Raw genomic sequence first — 15691 nt, 5'->3', positions numbered from 1 at the left:
CGTAGACCCTTCGCACCATTCCCAACAGGAGGTCCCCCATGCGGATCCGGATCAGATCAGACGCCCCCCTCTCCGAGGAGACGCGCAACGCGCTCTCCGACCTCGCCTACGGCTCCGCCTGGTTCGACCTGGACGGGGGGTTCCGGGCCGGGTCAGACCCGGAGCGGCGCCAGGCGGTGGAGCTGGTCGTGACCGGCCGGCTGCCGGACGGGGTCGTCGCGAGCCCGCTCGCGGCCCCGATCTGGCACCTCGGGCCGGAGCCGATCCCGGAGGGGACCTACCTGCTCCTGCGCGATGATCGGGGCGGCCTGCATGACCACCGCTCCTGCACCCAGCATGTCGGGACCCGTCACGTGTTCGGGGCCCTCTTCCGGGACGAGTCGGGAACGGTCTGGGCGGCCCGAAAGTCGGAGGCGGACAGGGAGATCGCGGCGGACTGGCCGCTCGAGCAGGTCTCCGCGCACACGCACCCGACCGTCGAGGCCGGGTTCGGGCGGATCCTGGACAGCCTCCCCGCGATGGGGGAGTTCCAGCTCACCAACGAGATCCCGGCCCGGGTCGCCTGGATCCCCTGGTGGTCCGGGTTCGGGTCCAACCCGAAGGAGGGGGTCTCCAGCCCGGCCGAGGACGCCGTCCTTCGGGACCTCCTTGATCAGGCCCGTGCCTTTCATGAGACCGGAACGGTCCACCCGGACCCGGCCCCCACGCCGGGTCCGAAGGTCATGGTTCTGGACACGACCGCCCAGGAGCAGGAGCTTCTCGTCACGCTGCATGACTGGCGCCCGGATGAGGAGGTCGGGGCGGAGGAGCCGTGCCGGCTCGACCTGCGGATCACCCTGCGCGCGGACCAGCTCCTGATCGCTACCGCCGACGGGCGGGAGCTGATGATCGAGCTCGAGGGGGATCAGCTGAAGGCGCACGGCTACAACGACGTGAGCGACGCGCCCGCGACCCTGCGGGTCCGGACCGGCGCCCCGATCGAGGCGGACGCGTCGGACCACCTCTCGGAGATCTACGCGCCGGAGGAGGGGCCCGCCCCGTGAACCCGAACCTCTTTGAGCCGATCCCGGCCAGCCGGCTACGGCGCGACCTCAGGACGGTCCTGCGTCGCCTTGAGCGCGGGGAGGGCCCGTTCCGGATCACCCGGCGCAACGGCCCCGACCTGGTCCTCCTGCCGGTCTCCGCTCTCGAGCGGCTGCTTGATGCCACCCGACCCGGGGGGCACCCCCCAGACCCGGGTCGCCCCTCGTGAGCGCGCCGGACCCGTTCTCCTTCCCGCTCGTCCGGATCGACGCGGTCGCCCATGTGGGCACGCTCGACCCGGGCCGGCGCGCGGTCGCCAACCGGTTCTCTCTCGAGGCGTTCTGCCTCTCCGTCTCGGTGGACCCGGACGCCTGGCGCGGGATCGCGCGCTGCGGGCGCGCGCCCGACTGGACCCTGTCCCGTCCCGGCGCCCTCTGGTTTGACGCCTGTTCCCTCTCGGACGGGCAGGAGGCGGAGATCATCAACTGGGCCGTCTCCGAGGGGTTGGCCGAGCGGATGACCCTCTGGCGGGCCTGGCGCTATGACGACGAGGCGGACGACTGGGGTTACATGATCCTGCCTGACGAAGCCTCGGCAATCGCGGAAGCTGAGGAGGACTGGGAGGAGGGCGGGCCGGACGAGGGTCCGGCCGTTGAGCCGTTCGACGGGGTCCGGCTGACCCCGGCCGGGATGGCGGCGCTCGAGCGGTGGGCGGACCCGCATCACGCGTTGGGCGGCCTCGTGATCCTCTTCGCGGACCGGGTGCTCGCGCCGGCGCTTCCGGACCTGGTCGGGGTCTGGTGGGACGAGCTGGACGACCCGCTCTCGCTCAGCTGCGCGCGGGGCGGTGTGCTCCCGTCCCGCTTTCCCCTTCTCGAGGTCCGGGAGGGGTGGGAACCGGAGGGGCCGGAGGAGGAGCAGCTTGCCCCCTGAACTGATTTCGAATACGGTATCTTGATTGTTTTTCGCAAATGAGGCGATCCGATGCGTCACCGCTATACCCCTGAGCTGGACCCGCAGATGGCGGGGGACTGCACGGTCTGCGGAAATCGTCGGCATCATCCGATTCACGACGTCCCGCTCGAGAACCTCTCGGACGTTCGGGACCGCCTGCGGGAGGTGTTTGGTCGCACCCCGTTCATCGGGGAGGCGGAGCGTCTCCTGTCCGAGCTTCACCGCCGGTTCAGCCGGGGCGCGCGCATGGTCCGGCTGGGGGAGCTTTTGCCCGGGGAGCCGACGCGCGAGGCGCTCGACTTGCTGATGCCGGCCCTGTCCGCGCTGTCCACCTCAAGCTTCGCGGTGATCGATCTGATCGGGGTGGACCGGGCGGGGGACCCGCTCCCGCCGGCCGAGACCTCTGACCGGGTCCGTACGGGGAGGGGGGCGGAGGAGACCTGGCTCGCCGTGGTCCCGCGCCCCGGCTTCCTCGCGCTCCGGCCGGTCTGATGGCGAAGCGCCCCTTCACCCCGTCGGAATCCCTGGTCGGGCGTCCGCTCCCGAAGGAGGCCCCCTACCGGGATCAGCTGCTCGCCGGCCATCTCAAGGAGGACGGGACCCCCTGCGGGCGGATGACGCCCGGGGACCGGTGGCTCTCGGCGCCGCATCGGGAGCTGCGAAAAGCGGGGCTGATCAGGTCCGGCGCGCGTGTCTCCCTCCTGGGTGGTGCTCCGACCGACGTCTGGTACCTGACCGAGAAGGGGGTCGCGGCGGCCCACGAGGCCCGCAGACGCGTGATCGCGGCCCGGGAGGCGAGAAACGCCTGGTCCCAGGACTTCCTCGACGCGCGGCGCGCCGCGATGGCGGCCGCTCGGGCCCCGTCCCTGGAGGCGCGACCTGAGGCGGACCCGGAACCGGAGCCGTGCTGATCCGGAAATACCCGCGGACCCCGCATCTCGCCGGATCCGCGCTCCAGCCGGGGGATGACGGGGCGGACCGGGCCTCGATCGCGGAGCTGCGTGCGCTGCACCCGGACGCGGACCTGATCACGGAGGAGAAGCTGGACGGGGCGAACTGCGGCCTCTCCTTCAGTGATGACCTCGACCTCCTGGTCCAGTCCCGCGGTCACTACCTGACGGGCGGGGCGCGCGAGGCGCAGTTCGGCCCGCTCAAGGCCTGGGCCGCGTCCCTCGAGGCGGAGCTGCTGGAGGTCCTAGAGGACCGCTACGTGATGTATGGGGAGTGGCTGTTCGCCCGGCACACCCTGTTCTATGACCGGCTCCCGCACCTCTTCTTCGAGTTCGACATTTACGACCGGCGCGAGGACCGGTTCCTGTCCACCCCGGCGCGCCGGGACCTGCTGTCCGGGTCACGGATCCTGTCCGTCCCGGTCCTGTCAGATGCCTGGCCGGCCTCTGACCGGGCGCTGCGTGCGCTGATCCGGCCCTCCCTCTACCGTAGCGAGGGGTGGCGCGACGCACTTGCGGAGGCGGCCGAGCGGGCCGGGGTGGACCCGGATCGGGCGCTACGGGAGACCGGAACGTCTGACCTCTCAGAGGGGCTTTACCTGAAGGTGGAGCGGGGCGGGGAGACGATCGCCCGCTACAAGATCGTGCGGGACGGGTTCGTCCAGACGATCCTGGAGAGCGGTACGCACTGGCAGGACCGGCCGATCATCCGCAACGGTCTCGCGCCGGGCGTCGACATCCTGGCGGGGCCGGACCGGGCCGAGCCGGACTTCTGAAAGGATCAGCGATGGGCTGGATCGACATGGCCCGGCGGGGCGCCGGGCGCACGGAGATGGCGGGGGTCTTCCCCTGGTTTCAGGCGATGGACGCCTGCGCCCACGACCCGGTCCACCACGCCGAGGGCTCCCCCTGGGAGCACACCGCGCGTGTGGTCGAGGCGCTCGAGGCGGACCCGACCTTCCGGGCGATGCGTCCCGAACGCCAGGAGGTGCTCCGGGTCGCCGCCTGGTCGCATGACATCGGAAAGCCCGCCACGACCGTGATCGAGGAGGAGGGGGGCCGCGTCCGGGTTCGCCAGCCGGGTCACGCCGCCCTCGGCGCGCGAATGATCTGGCAGCACCTGATCGACGAGGGGGCGCCGGTCCGTTTCGCCCGGGACGTTCACGCGCTCGTCGCCTGGCACATGCGTCCCTCGCACCTCATCGACCAGGGGTTCGACCAGACCCTGAACAAGGCGATCCGGTTCTCGATCGAAGCGGGGGAGGGGGGCTGGGCCGAGCTGCTCGCTCTGTGCGAGGCGGACCAGAACGGGCGCATCTCCCTGTCGGACGGGGATAAACTGTTTCCACTCCAGCTCCTTCGGATCGCGTTACAGGAGGTGCGTGAGACACATCAGGTGGATCTCTTGGAGGGCCCTTGGCCCTTCAAGAGCGACACGTCCCGGCTCCGGTTCCTACGGGGGGACGTGAACGCCTCCCCATGGTTCACCCCGCCAGATCCGACTGGACCCTGCGTGACCATCCTGTCGGGTCTGCCGGGGTCCGGCAAGGACAGCTGGCTCCGCGCAAACCGGCCAGAGCTTCCGGTCGTCTCTCTCGACCGGATCCGGGAAGGTCTCGGGGTCGGACCGACAGAGAACCAAGGCGCCGTCCTACAGTCTGGCTTCGAGGCGGCCCGCGTTCACCTGCGGTCCGGTCAGGACTTCGCATGGAATGCGACCTGCCTCACACGGCTCACAAGGCAGAAGATCGTAGGTCTCGCAAGGGATTATGACGCTTCTGTCCAGATTGTCAGCCTGGACGTGCCAACCCGGATTGCCATGGAGAGGAACCGGGGGAGAGGGGAGAACGCGGTGCCTGACCAGGTCATCACGCACCTCGCCCTCAAGAGGGAGCCGCCGACGGCGGAGGAGGCGCACGATATCCTGAGCGTGAACAGTTCCGGCGAGACCTCAACCCTCAGGTGCCGCGGCACAGAGCGGGCATCACTGACTCCCGAGGACCCCGATCTCTTTTGATCACGTGGGGCGTTCAAAGCATTCTTTTTTGAAAATCAAAATGTGCTGGATAATGATTTTCTCATACTATATTGAGACGGTCACGATTTCTCCGGGGACGACTCATGATCGATCAGCTCCTGGCCGACGCCAGCAGGATAGCCGAAGACTACCGGTATGACCGGGTCGAGGCGGAACATCTGCTGTTCGTTCTTCTGAACGGGGAATCCGGGCGGGAACAAATCAGGGCCTTGGGGCTCGACCATGACGAGATCTTGTCCAACCTGCTCGCCGGATTTCGTTACCACAAGCGCAGATCCTCGATCGAACCGCGCCGGCTCATCGTGTCCGATCAGGTCATGCAGACGCTGGAGAACTCAACGAGCGGTCGGACGGTGCGGGTCGCCCCGGTCCTTGACCTTTTGAAGGTGTCTCATCCGGAAGAGTCCACCGTCGCCGCACCAAGAAGGGCGTCGAAGGCCCGAGCCTCGCGCAGTTCTACGGACATCCTCCTCCGGGAGCCGCTTCCGGATCTCGATGAGCTTCTCGACGGCCTCGAGCAGGAGGAGATGTTCTCCGGTTTCGACCGGATCTGTGAGGAGGTTTTTGACGGTCCGAAAGCGAAATCGAAAAGGTCAGAGACGACCGGCCTCATGGACGGGGCGCGCCGGAGCGAGGAGGACCGGACGCGGGTCTCACCCGAGGAGGTGTCTGAATCCCGTGAACGCTCCCAGCCCCCGAAATCCAGCCTGTCAGAGAAGGAGCGGACCGAGGCGTTGCGGGCCGTCGAGCGCTCTCTGCGGGATCTGACGGAGCAGCATCGTCAGGGGGGTCTCGACCCGGTCGTAGGGCGTGATCGCGAGATCGATCAGATCTGCGAGGTCCTCATGCGGCGCCGGAAGTCGAACGTGCTCCTGGTCGGTGACCCGGGTGTCGGCAAGACGGCCCTGATGGAGGGGGTGGCCGCCCGTATCGCGCGGGCGGCGGATCCGACCCTGTCGAGCCGTCCGGTCCTACAGGCATCGCTCGGCGCCCTCGTCGCCGGCGCCAGGTATCGGGGAGACTTCGAGATCCGCATGGAGCTCCTGATCGAGCTCGCGGCGGAGCGCAAGGCGGTCCTGTTCTTCGACGAGATGCAGATGCTGATCGGGGCCGGAGCGACGGCCGAGCGCGGGATGGACGGGGCGAACCTCCTGAAGCCGGCGCTCGCGCGGGACGGGCTCTCACTGGTCGGGGCCACGACACATGACGAGATGGAGCTGATCCGAGCTGACGCCGCCCTGATGCGGCGATTTGAGCTGATCAGGGTGCGGGAGCCGCGCGTCGACCTGATGAGGGACATCCTGAAAGGAGCCGCAACCCCTTACCTTTCCCACCACCGTCTGACCGCGGACGAGCGCATGCTGGACCGGGTGATCGATTTTGCGGAGGCCTACTTGCCGGATCGGCGTTTCCCGGACAAGGCCTTCGATGTCTTGGACACCGCCTGCGTGCGTGCGCGTCTTGCGGGGAGAAGATCCGTTCAAGTCGGAGACGTTCGCGAGGCGGTACGGCGCCTCGGCGGAACTCTCCCGCACCTCGAGCCCCTCGCGGATTCTGATCAGCAAGAGTCCATCCGAAACCTGGTCTCCAGACTTGAGCTTCGGGTGTCCGGTCACCGTCAGGCGGTTCAGGACCTCGCTTCTGTGGTTGTCGGAAGGCGAAAGGATGATCTTCTCACCGTGCACCTGGACGGCCCTGAGGGCGTAGGCCGGCGGACCCTCGCGCTCGCCCTCGCCTCCGAGCTTGATCTGTCCCCCGTCGAGCTGACCACCACCTCCGGCATTGACGCGGCACGGGTCGCACTGACGACCGCGTTGGAGCGTGAGTCACCGCGGTTGATCATCCTCAATATCGATACGCCTTTTGATCACAGCGTAAGCGAAACAGTTGATATGATACTATCGGAAGATAGTATTTTCACATCTATTGGAAAGAGGATCAGCCTTAAAAGGTCGATCGCTATTATTAAGAAGAACGTATCAAAAGATACATACGGCTTCGCTACAGTTAAAAATCGCGATCAAAAAGGTAATTCGGATATCCAAACTATCCCCATGCCATCCTTTTCGGGTCAAAGGCTAAAGGAAGCCATCCGTTTTGAAATAGCCAGACTCTCTAAGATATGGTCGGATTCGGGAAGATCCCGGCCGATTCCCTCAGAAAACGACATATTTCAAAGGCTAAGCGGAGAGTCCTGTCTTTGGTCTGACTTGTCGAAGGTCTGCATTGATGCCATGGATGAATCCTGAACGTGGAAGCGCGCGGTGATTTTAGGTTTTATTTATGGTTGCATCTTGAATGGCTCTAAGTTCAGATGCTTGCAGCGCTAACATAAAGGGATCAGAGGGTCATGGACGTTTATCTGGAGCACCACCGCTCCTTTTGTGAAAATCTGGCCCGACTGAACATGTTGCCTGTGAGCTGGGACGAGAAGGGGGGTCTCCCTCTGCGCAAAAAGGCATTGCAGGCCGCCATAGAGATTTTCGGGAGGCGCCCGGATCTGACGATCGGTTCGGTCGTCGATCTTAAGCGTGGTGGGCTCAAGATCGGTCTGATCCGGGATGGCCGCGACATCACCCTTCTGATCTGCGCTCAGGGAACGGTCAGCCTCTCTCGCCATCTTCCTCGAACCCGCCCCGACATCGAGCTGTTCGCCAAGGCGGTTGAGGAGCCTCTGTTTGAGACGCTGACGCGGGCCGTTCCCCTTTTTACGGGCCCTCGCCTTGACCGCGGCCGAAAGGAGGACCATCCGTTCACGGAACCCTTCGAGGGGTTCGAGCTCCTCCGGCTGTTCAGACGCGATGATCCGCGGGAACGAAGGATTCTGGTTGGCAGGCGGACACATTCGGAGGGCATCTTTGCCTTCCATGACGCGCGGGACCTGCCGACCGACATCTTCCGGGATCAGATCCTCTGCGGAACAACGCGCCTCTCCGATCTCCTCACAGCCTACCAGGAGACCTCCGCGTCGGACCCGGAGCCCGTCTGAAAACAGGACGCCTTGGCACGCAGATCTCGATAAACTTGTGGACAAGCAGGCGGCCGCAGCAACGCTTGTGATAATCTGTCCTGTATTTTTCCTCGCCTACATGCGACATTGGGGGTGATCTCTCTTTTTTCGCATCGTCGTCGAGGAGCCCTTCATGCCCGACCTGAAAAAGCTTCTGATCCTCATTTTCGGGGTGACCCTGATGATGGTCAGCCAGGCGGTCGCACAGGCGACGCCCGGCGGCTCCTTGCCGACCCCGTCCGACTATGGGGACCTGTTCGGGACCAGGACAGGGGACGCCTACAGCTCTGTCCTGCTGAATGAGCTCTTCGGACCTCTCTTCCCCTCAGCTGCCTTGGCGGAGGGGGCGACCGGGAACCGAACCGTCTTCTCCTCGATCATCGGCTATTTCAACGTGATCATCCTGGTGATCGGCGGTCTGATGTTCTTCTACAACGTCACGGTCGGCGTGCTCCAGTCCGCCCATGAGGGGCAGGTGCTCGGACAACGCTGGTCCTCCCTCTGGGCCCCGATCCGGGTCCTTTTTGCGGTAGGGCTTCTGGTCCCGGTCCCGAACTACGGGGGATATAATATCGCGCAGCTCGGGGTCGCCTATGTCGTGAAGGGGTCGACGAACATCGCCTCGGAGATCTGGCGGGGATCCGTCACGCTGATCCTCTCCGGCGACATCCCGATCGCGACCTCGGAGACCCGCTACAGTCCGGACATGATCCGGACCCTCTATGACAACGCCTCTTGCATGGCACTCCTGAACTATCAGTATGCGACGATCGGGAGCAGTAAACGTGTTGCTTACTCGGAGGTGGAGACGCCTGTCGCCTCTCCGATCAACGGTCAGGGCGTTCGGATGGCGGCCTGGAGTGATCCGGACGCTGTCCCCACTTTCCCCCGCTATCAATCGACGACCTATGTCACCGGCGGATCGCGTCCTGAGAGCCCCGGAATCTGCGGGAGCTGGTACACGCCTGATCTTCCGGCCTATATCCTGCGGGTCCTGGACGAGAACGGACCGGACAGCGCTGCCGCGACCAGCATCATGGATCGGTTCGCGGCCGGCCACCGTGACATCATGCTCTACGTCCAGACCGAGGTGAACGGCCTCGTGACCGGGTCCGGATCTGGTGCCCCGGTCCGTCAGGACGTCTTCGACTCCGCAATCCTGGAGCCGGCGATCTTCACAGAGGATCTGCGGCGGATCAGCCAGGAGGCGAACCGGCGCATGAACGTTCTCGCCGAGGAGCTTCGCGGCATCGCCGCGGGCGGGGCGGGTCATGGGAGCCTGCGCCAGAACCTTCTCGACCGGATCTCCGGCGGGTGTACGACGCTTGCGGGAGGCGGTGACAACGCTAACGCGCGGCCTGGTGAGTGCTACGGGGAGGGGTGGATCGGGGCTGGCGCCTATTACACGACGCTCGCCCGGGTGAATGCGGAGATCAACTCCCTGACCACGGCGCAGTCGGTCGCAACCGGGCCGACCTACATGACCATGTACGGCATGAACCAGGACACCTTCGTCGATTCCGCCGGTGGGGGCGGGATCCTCTGGGGGCGCAACTCGCGCGGGGAGCTGCTCCCGTCAGAGGAGGAGGCGCAGCGGATCCTGACCCGCTACACGGAGCTCTACTCCAGGTCCTCCTACCCTCTGGCGGCGCTCGGCTTCAACATGAGCACGAGCGACATCATCGACGCGAACGCGGACGCGGGCGCCTCTACTGAGGGGTTCATAAGCCAAATCGGACGCTGGATCTCGGGCGGGATCCAGACAGCGCAGGCGGGGATGCTGAGCTTCTTTGATCCGGCGAACTCTGTCGGCAAGGATCCTATGGTGGGCCTGATCTCCACTGGGGGTATGCTGATCATGTTCGGGATCACTCTCCTCGGAATCTCGGCCTTCAGTACGAGCGTTGCTGTGATCGCAGTCCCTTTCTTCTCGGTCATCCTCGCGGCCGGCGCGACCCTCTCCTTCGTTCTGCCGCTGATGCCGTTCTTTTACTGGGTCCTCGGGGTGACCGGATACTTCCTGCTGATTGTCGAGGCGATCGTCGCCGTGAACCTCTGGGCGCTCGCCCATATGCGGATGGACGGGGACGGGATATCCGGCATGGCCGGACAGAAGGGGTGGCTCATGCTTCTCGCCCTCCTGATGACCCCGGTCCTGATGGTGTTCGGCTTCCTGATCGGGATGGCGATCTTCCGGATCACCTCGACCCTGATCTCGTCGGGGATGTTCTACGCGGTCTCCGGGATCAGCGGCGGTGCGAACCCGCTCATCGCGATGATCGGAGTCATCGCCTTCTCGATCATGATCGTGACCGCCTACATCTTCCTGCTCGAGCGGAGCTTCTCGCTGATCTCCGAGTTTCCGAGCCGGGTGATGCAGTGGATGGGCGAGAACATCAACATCGGCGGCGGCGAGGACCGGATCCGGGCGGCGGCCGGGGCTGCGGCGGTTGCGACCAACTCTCTGGGCAACCAGATGGAGAAGCCGTTTCAGATGCGTCAGCTTTCGGACGGAACTACTGCCCCCTCCTCAGCGCAGAAAGGGGTCCGTTCGGCCGCACGCTGGTTCCAGTCGAGGACTGGATCGGCGTACAGCGCAAAACAGGTCGGCTCCTCAGGGGCTCCGCCGCCAACTCCTCCTCGAAGCTCACCTTGATCGAGGTTACACGGAAAGGGGCGGCGTATATCACGCCGCCCCTACTCATTGAGCCGAGTTCTCTTTCCGATCTACATTTCGTCCTTCAGCTTCACGATGGCTAGGAAGCCTGCCGGGATTAGGAAGAGGAACAACATCATCATGATGGTACCTGAACTCCCCATCTTATCCGCCCCGAAGAGGAGCGAGATCGCGAACAGGATCCCCATGATGATAGCGCCCAGATAGGCAACGATGAAGCTTAGCATAAATACCAACTTGTCGAGCCCCATTAGGACCCAGGGCCTGTCGTCGAGATTGTTCATCCCGATAACGAGAAGCATCACGCTTAGGGCGAACATGACCAGCGGGTTCAGGAGGAACATGTCAACAGGGCGAATGCCAGTTGCCGACATGTAACTACCGCCGTAGTTTCCGAACCAGGCCGCGGTCAGCAGGCCGAAGGTCCAGTAACCCAGCGTCCCGAAGAAGAGCCCGGCCCGGCTGTTCCAGATCGTGAACCGGATCAGACCCAGGATCGCACCTAGCGTCCAGCCGACCGCCCGGTTGTTCTGGGCAACCCGCTCCGCCTTGACACCCAGACGATAGAACAGTGAGGGGCGCTTGCCGTATCCTTTCACGTTTCGGAGGAGCAGTTCCGCCTCCTCTGCGGTGTAGTGGACCTTCGAGCCCACCCGGTTCGTCGCATCGGACATATCGCCCTCCATCCTCTTATCGTCGTTCATCTCAGGGTCCCTCTGACCGCTTGTGTTTCTCAACGTGGTAAGCCGTATATCTTGTGTCAATCATTTTCGATACAGATTTGCGAAAAAAATTCCGCGCCACATCATGATGTCCATATTTTTCAAAGTCTTAACCTGAATGTCCTCTTATCTTGCCAATTTTTTCACGCATTGCGAAAAAAGGGGCTTCCCATCTTCTCGATCCTCGGTTAAGAATCATCCCACCTGACATCATGGTCGGGAAACGCAACGCCGAATCCAAGGGAGGGCATCATGCAGAGCATCGTCGCGAACGCAGCTTATGTGCGCAAGCTCTCCTTGGATATGTGGCGCCCCTTTACGATGATTACCGGATCGGCCCATCAGGGCAATCGGTGCGGGACATCCCCAGAGGCGCACACCGGCGGAGGCAAGATGATCAGCTGATCATCCGCCAGACCGCCGGGACCGGGTAGGACGGAAACGCCCCACCCACCCAGATACCGGCGGAATATCAAAGATCAAACAGATCCGTGATGCATCGCCGGGACAGGACCGCAAGGCCCCGTCGCCGCTCTTTGACATCGCAGGACGTTCGCCCCACGGGCGCTAGGGTCAACACCCGATGATGCGCGAGACCAAACGGGGGGCGTGAGACGTGAGACCGGGGAACCGGGACCGCGGCTCAGACCCGTCTTCGGACGGGCAGGGGAGGCCTTGCGCGGTATCCGTGCGGCTGAACCGTTCCTGGCGGTAACGTCGGGCGGTCCGGGGGGAACCGTGATCCCCCTCCTAATTTCGATCCGCGATTCGTTTTCGCATCATGGGTTGCGGGGGCGAGATCCGCCTCAGCGGGGTGTAGCTCAGTCTGGTAGAGCGCCGCGTTCGGGACGCGGAGGTCGTAGGTTCAAGTCCTGTCACCCCGACCATAAGGAAAACGTGAGGCGATCTTCGGGTCCCTGCCAGCTGCCGCTGGTATATGATGGGGCTGTAGCTCAGCTGGGAGAGCACTTGCATGGCATGCAAGGGGTCAGGGGTTCGAGCCCCCTCAGCTCCACCATTTTCTACCCATATCGGGGCGTGGCGCAGCTTGGTAGCGCGTCCGGTTTGGGTCCGGAAGGTCGCGAGTTCGAATCCCGCCGCCCCGACCATCATCAGGATCACCTCGTCCCCGGACGGCCCCACGTGGGCCGCCCCGGCGCGCGGTGGAGCAGTCCGGTAGCTCGCTTGGCTCATAACCAGGAGGGTGAGGGCCGGTCCGGCATGGCCGGATGAAACGCTCCGGTGGAGCGTTTCAAGGCCCGAACGCGGCCGAACGCTTTCGGCCGCAGGGTTCAAATCTGACCTGCGCAACCATCCGGGATGAGACGGTCCGGACCGTCAACAGGCCCGCGCAACGTGCAAGCGCCGCCCGGCCCTCATGAGGCCGGGTGACCGGACAGGCGATCCGGCGTTGCGACCAGTTCACGGCGGTGGCCCCGCCGTGTGTTCCCCAGTAGCTCAGTTGGTAGAGCACTTGGCTGTTAACCAAGGTGTCAGCGGTTCGAGCCCGTTCTGGGGAGCCAAAATTCTGTCCTGTTCATCCCCATGCCCGGGTGGTGGAACGGTAGACACGCCGGCCTCAGGTGCCGGTGGCCGAAAGGCCGTGGGGGTTCGAATCCCTTCCCGGGCACCATCATGACTGAGACGCTCGTTCTGGCGCCTCGGTTTCGCGGGTATAGCTCAGTCGCCTCTCGTGACCTTCTGATCGAAGGCATTGTCGGCCTGAGCAGCACCGCTTCGCGGGTGTAGCTCAGCTGGTAGAGCGTCAGATTTCCAATCTGAATGTCGCCGGTTCGAACCCGGTCGCCCGCTCCATTTCTTCGTAAGAACAGGTTCATCTGGAGAGATTTCGGGCTGTGGCGCAGTCTGGTTAGCGCGCCGGTCTGGGGGACCGGAGGTCGGAGGTTCAAATCCTCTCAGCCCGACCAGTATGAAAAACGAATACGGATGTCTTTCCGGGAGCCCCGGACGGCCCGCGGAGGGCCGGTCGTTGTCGGACGGCGAAGCCCTGACCCCGACAGGTCAGGGCGGGATCCGGGCCCCACGGAAAGATATCCCGCCTGGGTAGCTCAGCTGGTAGAGCACCGGACTGAAAATCCGGGTGTCGGTGGTTCGAACCCGCCCTCAGGCACCAAAAAAACGGAGCGTTAGTCGAGTGGTTAAGACGTCAGCCTGTCACGCTGAAAATCACGGGTTCGATCCCCGTACGCTTCGCCATATCTCACGATCACCCCGTCCCCGGACGGCCCCGAGAGGGCCGCCCTGGCGCGCGGTGGAGAAGTGGTTAACTCACCTGGCTCATACCCAGGAGATCGGCGGTTCAAATCCGCCCTGCGCAACCACTCATCGGGACCCGACCGGGTCCCGAGTCCGGGCTCTTAGCTCATCTGGGAGAGCGCCTGCCTTGCAAGCAGGAGGTGATCGGTTCAAGTCCGATAGGGTCCACCAGTTTCGGCCGCGAGGCCGATGAGGCGCCCGTGTGGCCGGGCGCGGTTTCGGGACTCCGGCGGGTGGGCTTAGAGGCAGCCACCCCCTAATGAGTGATCCCCTATCATCGCGAAAGTCGCCGTTTCACCTCGTGGCAGCCGGATCGTCATATCCGGACCTGCGGGGGCATGCGGACCGCGTCCGGTCGGGCTCAGCACGGTCCGGAACCTGCACAAAAGCGTGGACGCCCTTCCCGGGTCGATCGTGTCCGCGCCGCAGGGGGTGATGATTGGTGCTCGTAGAGCACGAAACGCTCCGGTGGAGCGTTTCGAAATCAGAACGCGCAGGAAACCTTTCCTGCGCTGGATGACCCGGGGGGAGAAGACAGATCTTCGGCGTAACAGCACACCGGGGGGCCTGGAAAGAATTTCCGGACCATAACGGTCCATCAGACATGAGAGGGATACGATGGAGAAGCGCCCCTGCGGGCTCTGCGGGAACGCGGACGCCTGGGTCTACCGGACCGGACCGGTTCTGGAGGGGGGCTACGGCTCGACCTCCCATGACACGACCCGGCTGATCCTCACCGATGAGGGGCGGCTGGGGGACGCGGACCGGCTCTGCGACGCCTGCACGGCCGGGCTCGAGCGGGACGGGGCGGCGCATCCCTACCTCACCGCGCTCGGGGAGGCCCCGATTCAGGCGATGCCGCCCGCCGCCTATGCGGGGATCTTCGCCCATCACGCCAGGTCCGTCCTCGAGACGCTCAGGCGCCACGGGGTCGTCCCGGTCCGGAGCGGACCCCCGATCCCGATCGACCAGGTCGAGGCGCTCCGGGCGGAGCTGGAGCATGACCCGTCCCGGGCCCGGAGCTTCCGGGTCGGACAGATGAATTTCGCGAAGGAGACGATCCGGGTCGCCCGGGCACACGTGTTCGCGGCGACGGCCCTCGGCGCCGATCTCGGCGAGGCTTCGATCAGAGAGGCCGCCGACCGGTACGGGGAGGCGGTCTGCCGGAACGTCACCCTCCTGAGTGAGATGATCGACGCGCTCACCGCACAGGTGCTGCCCGGAGACGGGTGAGCCCCGGTCCGCCTTAGCTCAATGGTCAGAGCGCTGCGCTGTGGACGCAGAGACTCAGGTTCGACTCCTGGAGGCGGGACCATCTGGAAAATCTGATGATTTGCGAAAATCTATATTGCACGTCTCAAAGAGCCCGGATATGAACGGGACAGCACGCACCCGTAGCTCAGCTGGATAGAGTGTCGCCCTCCGAAGGCGAAGGTCAGAGGTTCGAATCCTCTCGGGTGCGCCATCTCTCTTTGAAAAATGATCGACTGAAGCGTTCATGACACCCGAAACAGACCTCTGAGGATTTTCGGTTGTGCGGACGAACGGATAAGGACGGGTGGGTGAGTGGTTGAAACCAGCCCCCTGCTAAGGGGCCAGGCCCGAAATGGTCTCCCGGGTTCAAATCCCGGTCCGTCCGCCATAGATATAACTTGCTGCCTGCGGCGAAAGCGATCCTGAACCGTTTTCTACGCGGGGACGACACGAAACAGCGGAGGAACACGCCGCTGCTGGACGGGGAGGGGAACGCGTTAGCGCCCGATGAACCGTCAACTCCTAGCGGACCTGCGGGGGTCAATCTCCCCATCGGCCCGCTGGAAATCCACCCCTCCTCAGGCGGTGGAAGATGTTAACGCACTGCTAATGCGGCAGGGTTCGTAAGGGGTATCGCATTTTAAGATGCTATTGTGGCCACCAGAAAACGAAAAGAGATAATGGGGCGTCCATCAGACCCCCATCATCAGGTTCCGGGTAGCTTAACCAGAGCGGCGCCGATGAGCGCAGATGTCGGTAAGCCGGGCTGGACGGATCGGGGCGGGG

General features: G+C 64.3%; 13 protein-coding genes and 15 tRNA genes. 27 read left to right on the top strand and 1 reads right to left on the bottom strand.

Annotation, left to right across the window (positions count from 1 at the left end; translation table 11 throughout):
- Positions 1–38: 38 nt before the first annotated feature.
- The 10 genes from C8N34_RS26260 (at position 39) to C8N34_RS04940 (ending at position 10631) form a co-directional block, all read left to right on the top strand.
- Positions 39–1043, top strand: coding sequence for a hypothetical protein (locus tag C8N34_RS26260; protein WP_158640752.1), 1005 nt, complete (start codon positions 39–41; stop codon positions 1041–1043).
- A complete protein-coding gene (locus C8N34_RS27275; RefSeq protein ID WP_158640753.1) occupies positions 1040–1252 on the top strand; it encodes a type II toxin-antitoxin system Phd/YefM family antitoxin in 213 nt (70 codons plus the stop codon). Before C8N34_RS26260 ends, C8N34_RS27275 begins: the two co-directional genes overlap by 4 nt.
- Complete coding sequence (locus C8N34_RS04975; protein WP_108128049.1) at positions 1249–1956, top strand: hypothetical protein; 708 nt, start codon at positions 1249–1251, stop codon at positions 1954–1956. The genes C8N34_RS27275 and C8N34_RS04975 overlap by 4 nt, the downstream gene beginning before the upstream one ends.
- A gap of 51 nt (positions 1957–2007) precedes the next feature.
- Entirely contained in the window at positions 2008–2469 is a 462-nt protein-coding gene (locus tag C8N34_RS26250; protein ID WP_108128048.1) for a hypothetical protein, read from the top strand.
- The gene (locus C8N34_RS04965) at positions 2469–2888 is read left to right on the top strand and encodes a hypothetical protein (RefSeq protein ID WP_108128047.1); all 420 of its coding nucleotides are present in this window, start codon (positions 2469–2471) and stop codon (positions 2886–2888) included. Before C8N34_RS26250 ends, C8N34_RS04965 begins: the two co-directional genes overlap by 1 nt.
- Positions 2882–3703, top strand: coding sequence for an RNA ligase family protein (locus C8N34_RS04960; protein WP_199750725.1), 822 nt, complete (start codon positions 2882–2884; stop codon positions 3701–3703). Before C8N34_RS04965 ends, C8N34_RS04960 begins: the two co-directional genes overlap by 7 nt.
- 11 nt (positions 3704–3714) lie before the next feature.
- Positions 3715–4944, top strand: coding sequence for an AAA family ATPase (locus C8N34_RS04955; protein ID WP_108128046.1), 1230 nt, complete (start codon positions 3715–3717; stop codon positions 4942–4944).
- Between the two features lie 104 nt (positions 4945–5048).
- Entirely contained in the window at positions 5049–7214 is a 2166-nt protein-coding gene (locus C8N34_RS04950; protein WP_108128045.1) for an AAA family ATPase, read from the top strand.
- Between the two features lie 101 nt (positions 7215–7315).
- Complete coding sequence (locus tag C8N34_RS04945; RefSeq protein WP_108128044.1) at positions 7316–7954, top strand: hypothetical protein; 639 nt, start codon at positions 7316–7318, stop codon at positions 7952–7954.
- A gap of 154 nt (positions 7955–8108) precedes the next feature.
- Positions 8109–10631, top strand: a complete 2523-nt coding sequence (locus C8N34_RS04940; RefSeq protein WP_108128043.1) for a DotA/TraY family protein — start codon at positions 8109–8111, stop codon at positions 10629–10631.
- 71 nt (positions 10632–10702) lie between these two features.
- Here the strand turns inward: C8N34_RS04940 and C8N34_RS04935 are convergent, their stop codons facing one another.
- A complete protein-coding gene (locus C8N34_RS04935) occupies positions 10703–11356 on the bottom strand; it encodes a hypothetical protein (RefSeq protein ID WP_108128042.1) in 654 nt (217 codons plus the stop codon).
- Positions 11357–11626: 270 nt separating this feature from the next.
- Here C8N34_RS04935 and C8N34_RS26245 point away from each other — a divergent pair, with 270 nt between their 5' ends.
- The 17 genes from C8N34_RS26245 (at position 11627) to C8N34_RS04860 (ending at position 15293) form a co-directional block, all read left to right on the top strand.
- A complete protein-coding gene (locus tag C8N34_RS26245; protein WP_158640754.1) occupies positions 11627–11779 on the top strand; it encodes a hypothetical protein in 153 nt (50 codons plus the stop codon).
- A 405-nt stretch (positions 11780–12184) separates the two neighbouring features.
- Positions 12185–12261: transfer RNA gene (locus C8N34_RS04930), tRNA-Pro, on the top strand.
- A gap of 55 nt (positions 12262–12316) precedes the next feature.
- Positions 12317–12392: transfer RNA gene (locus C8N34_RS04925), tRNA-Ala, on the top strand.
- Between the two features lie 14 nt (positions 12393–12406).
- Positions 12407–12483, top strand: a tRNA-Pro gene (locus tag C8N34_RS04920).
- A gap of 48 nt (positions 12484–12531) precedes the next feature.
- Positions 12532–12688: transfer RNA gene (locus C8N34_RS26240), tRNA-Met, on the top strand.
- Positions 12689–12821: 133 nt separating this feature from the next.
- Positions 12822–12897, top strand: a tRNA-Asn gene (locus tag C8N34_RS04915).
- Between the two features lie 24 nt (positions 12898–12921).
- A tRNA-Leu gene (locus C8N34_RS04910) sits at positions 12922–13007 on the top strand.
- Positions 13008–13113: 106 nt separating this feature from the next.
- Positions 13114–13189, top strand: a tRNA-Gly gene (locus tag C8N34_RS04905).
- A gap of 35 nt (positions 13190–13224) precedes the next feature.
- Positions 13225–13302, top strand: a tRNA-Pro gene (locus C8N34_RS04900).
- Positions 13303–13432: 130 nt separating this feature from the next.
- Positions 13433–13508, top strand: a tRNA-Phe gene (locus C8N34_RS04895).
- 7 nt (positions 13509–13515) lie between these two features.
- Positions 13516–13591: transfer RNA gene (locus C8N34_RS04890), tRNA-Asp, on the top strand.
- A gap of 49 nt (positions 13592–13640) precedes the next feature.
- A tRNA-Met gene (locus tag C8N34_RS04885) sits at positions 13641–13716 on the top strand.
- A gap of 30 nt (positions 13717–13746) precedes the next feature.
- A tRNA-Ala gene (locus C8N34_RS04880) sits at positions 13747–13822 on the top strand.
- Positions 13823–14269: 447 nt separating this feature from the next.
- A complete protein-coding gene (locus C8N34_RS04875) occupies positions 14270–14884 on the top strand; it encodes a hypothetical protein (protein WP_108128041.1) in 615 nt (204 codons plus the stop codon).
- Between the two features lie 7 nt (positions 14885–14891).
- Positions 14892–14966 (top strand) — tRNA-His (locus C8N34_RS04870).
- Positions 14967–15039: 73 nt separating this feature from the next.
- Positions 15040–15116: transfer RNA gene (locus C8N34_RS04865), tRNA-Arg, on the top strand.
- A gap of 87 nt (positions 15117–15203) precedes the next feature.
- A tRNA-Ser gene (locus C8N34_RS04860) sits at positions 15204–15293 on the top strand.
- The last annotated feature ends 398 nt before the right edge of the window (positions 15294–15691 follow it).

It is taken from the genome of Gemmobacter caeni (genome assembly GCF_003054195.1).
Classification (GTDB): Bacteria; Pseudomonadota; Alphaproteobacteria; order Rhodobacterales; family Rhodobacteraceae; genus Gemmobacter; species Gemmobacter caeni.
Note: the sequence above shows the minus strand (reverse complement) of the source record. Positions and strands in the feature narration are given on the sequence as shown.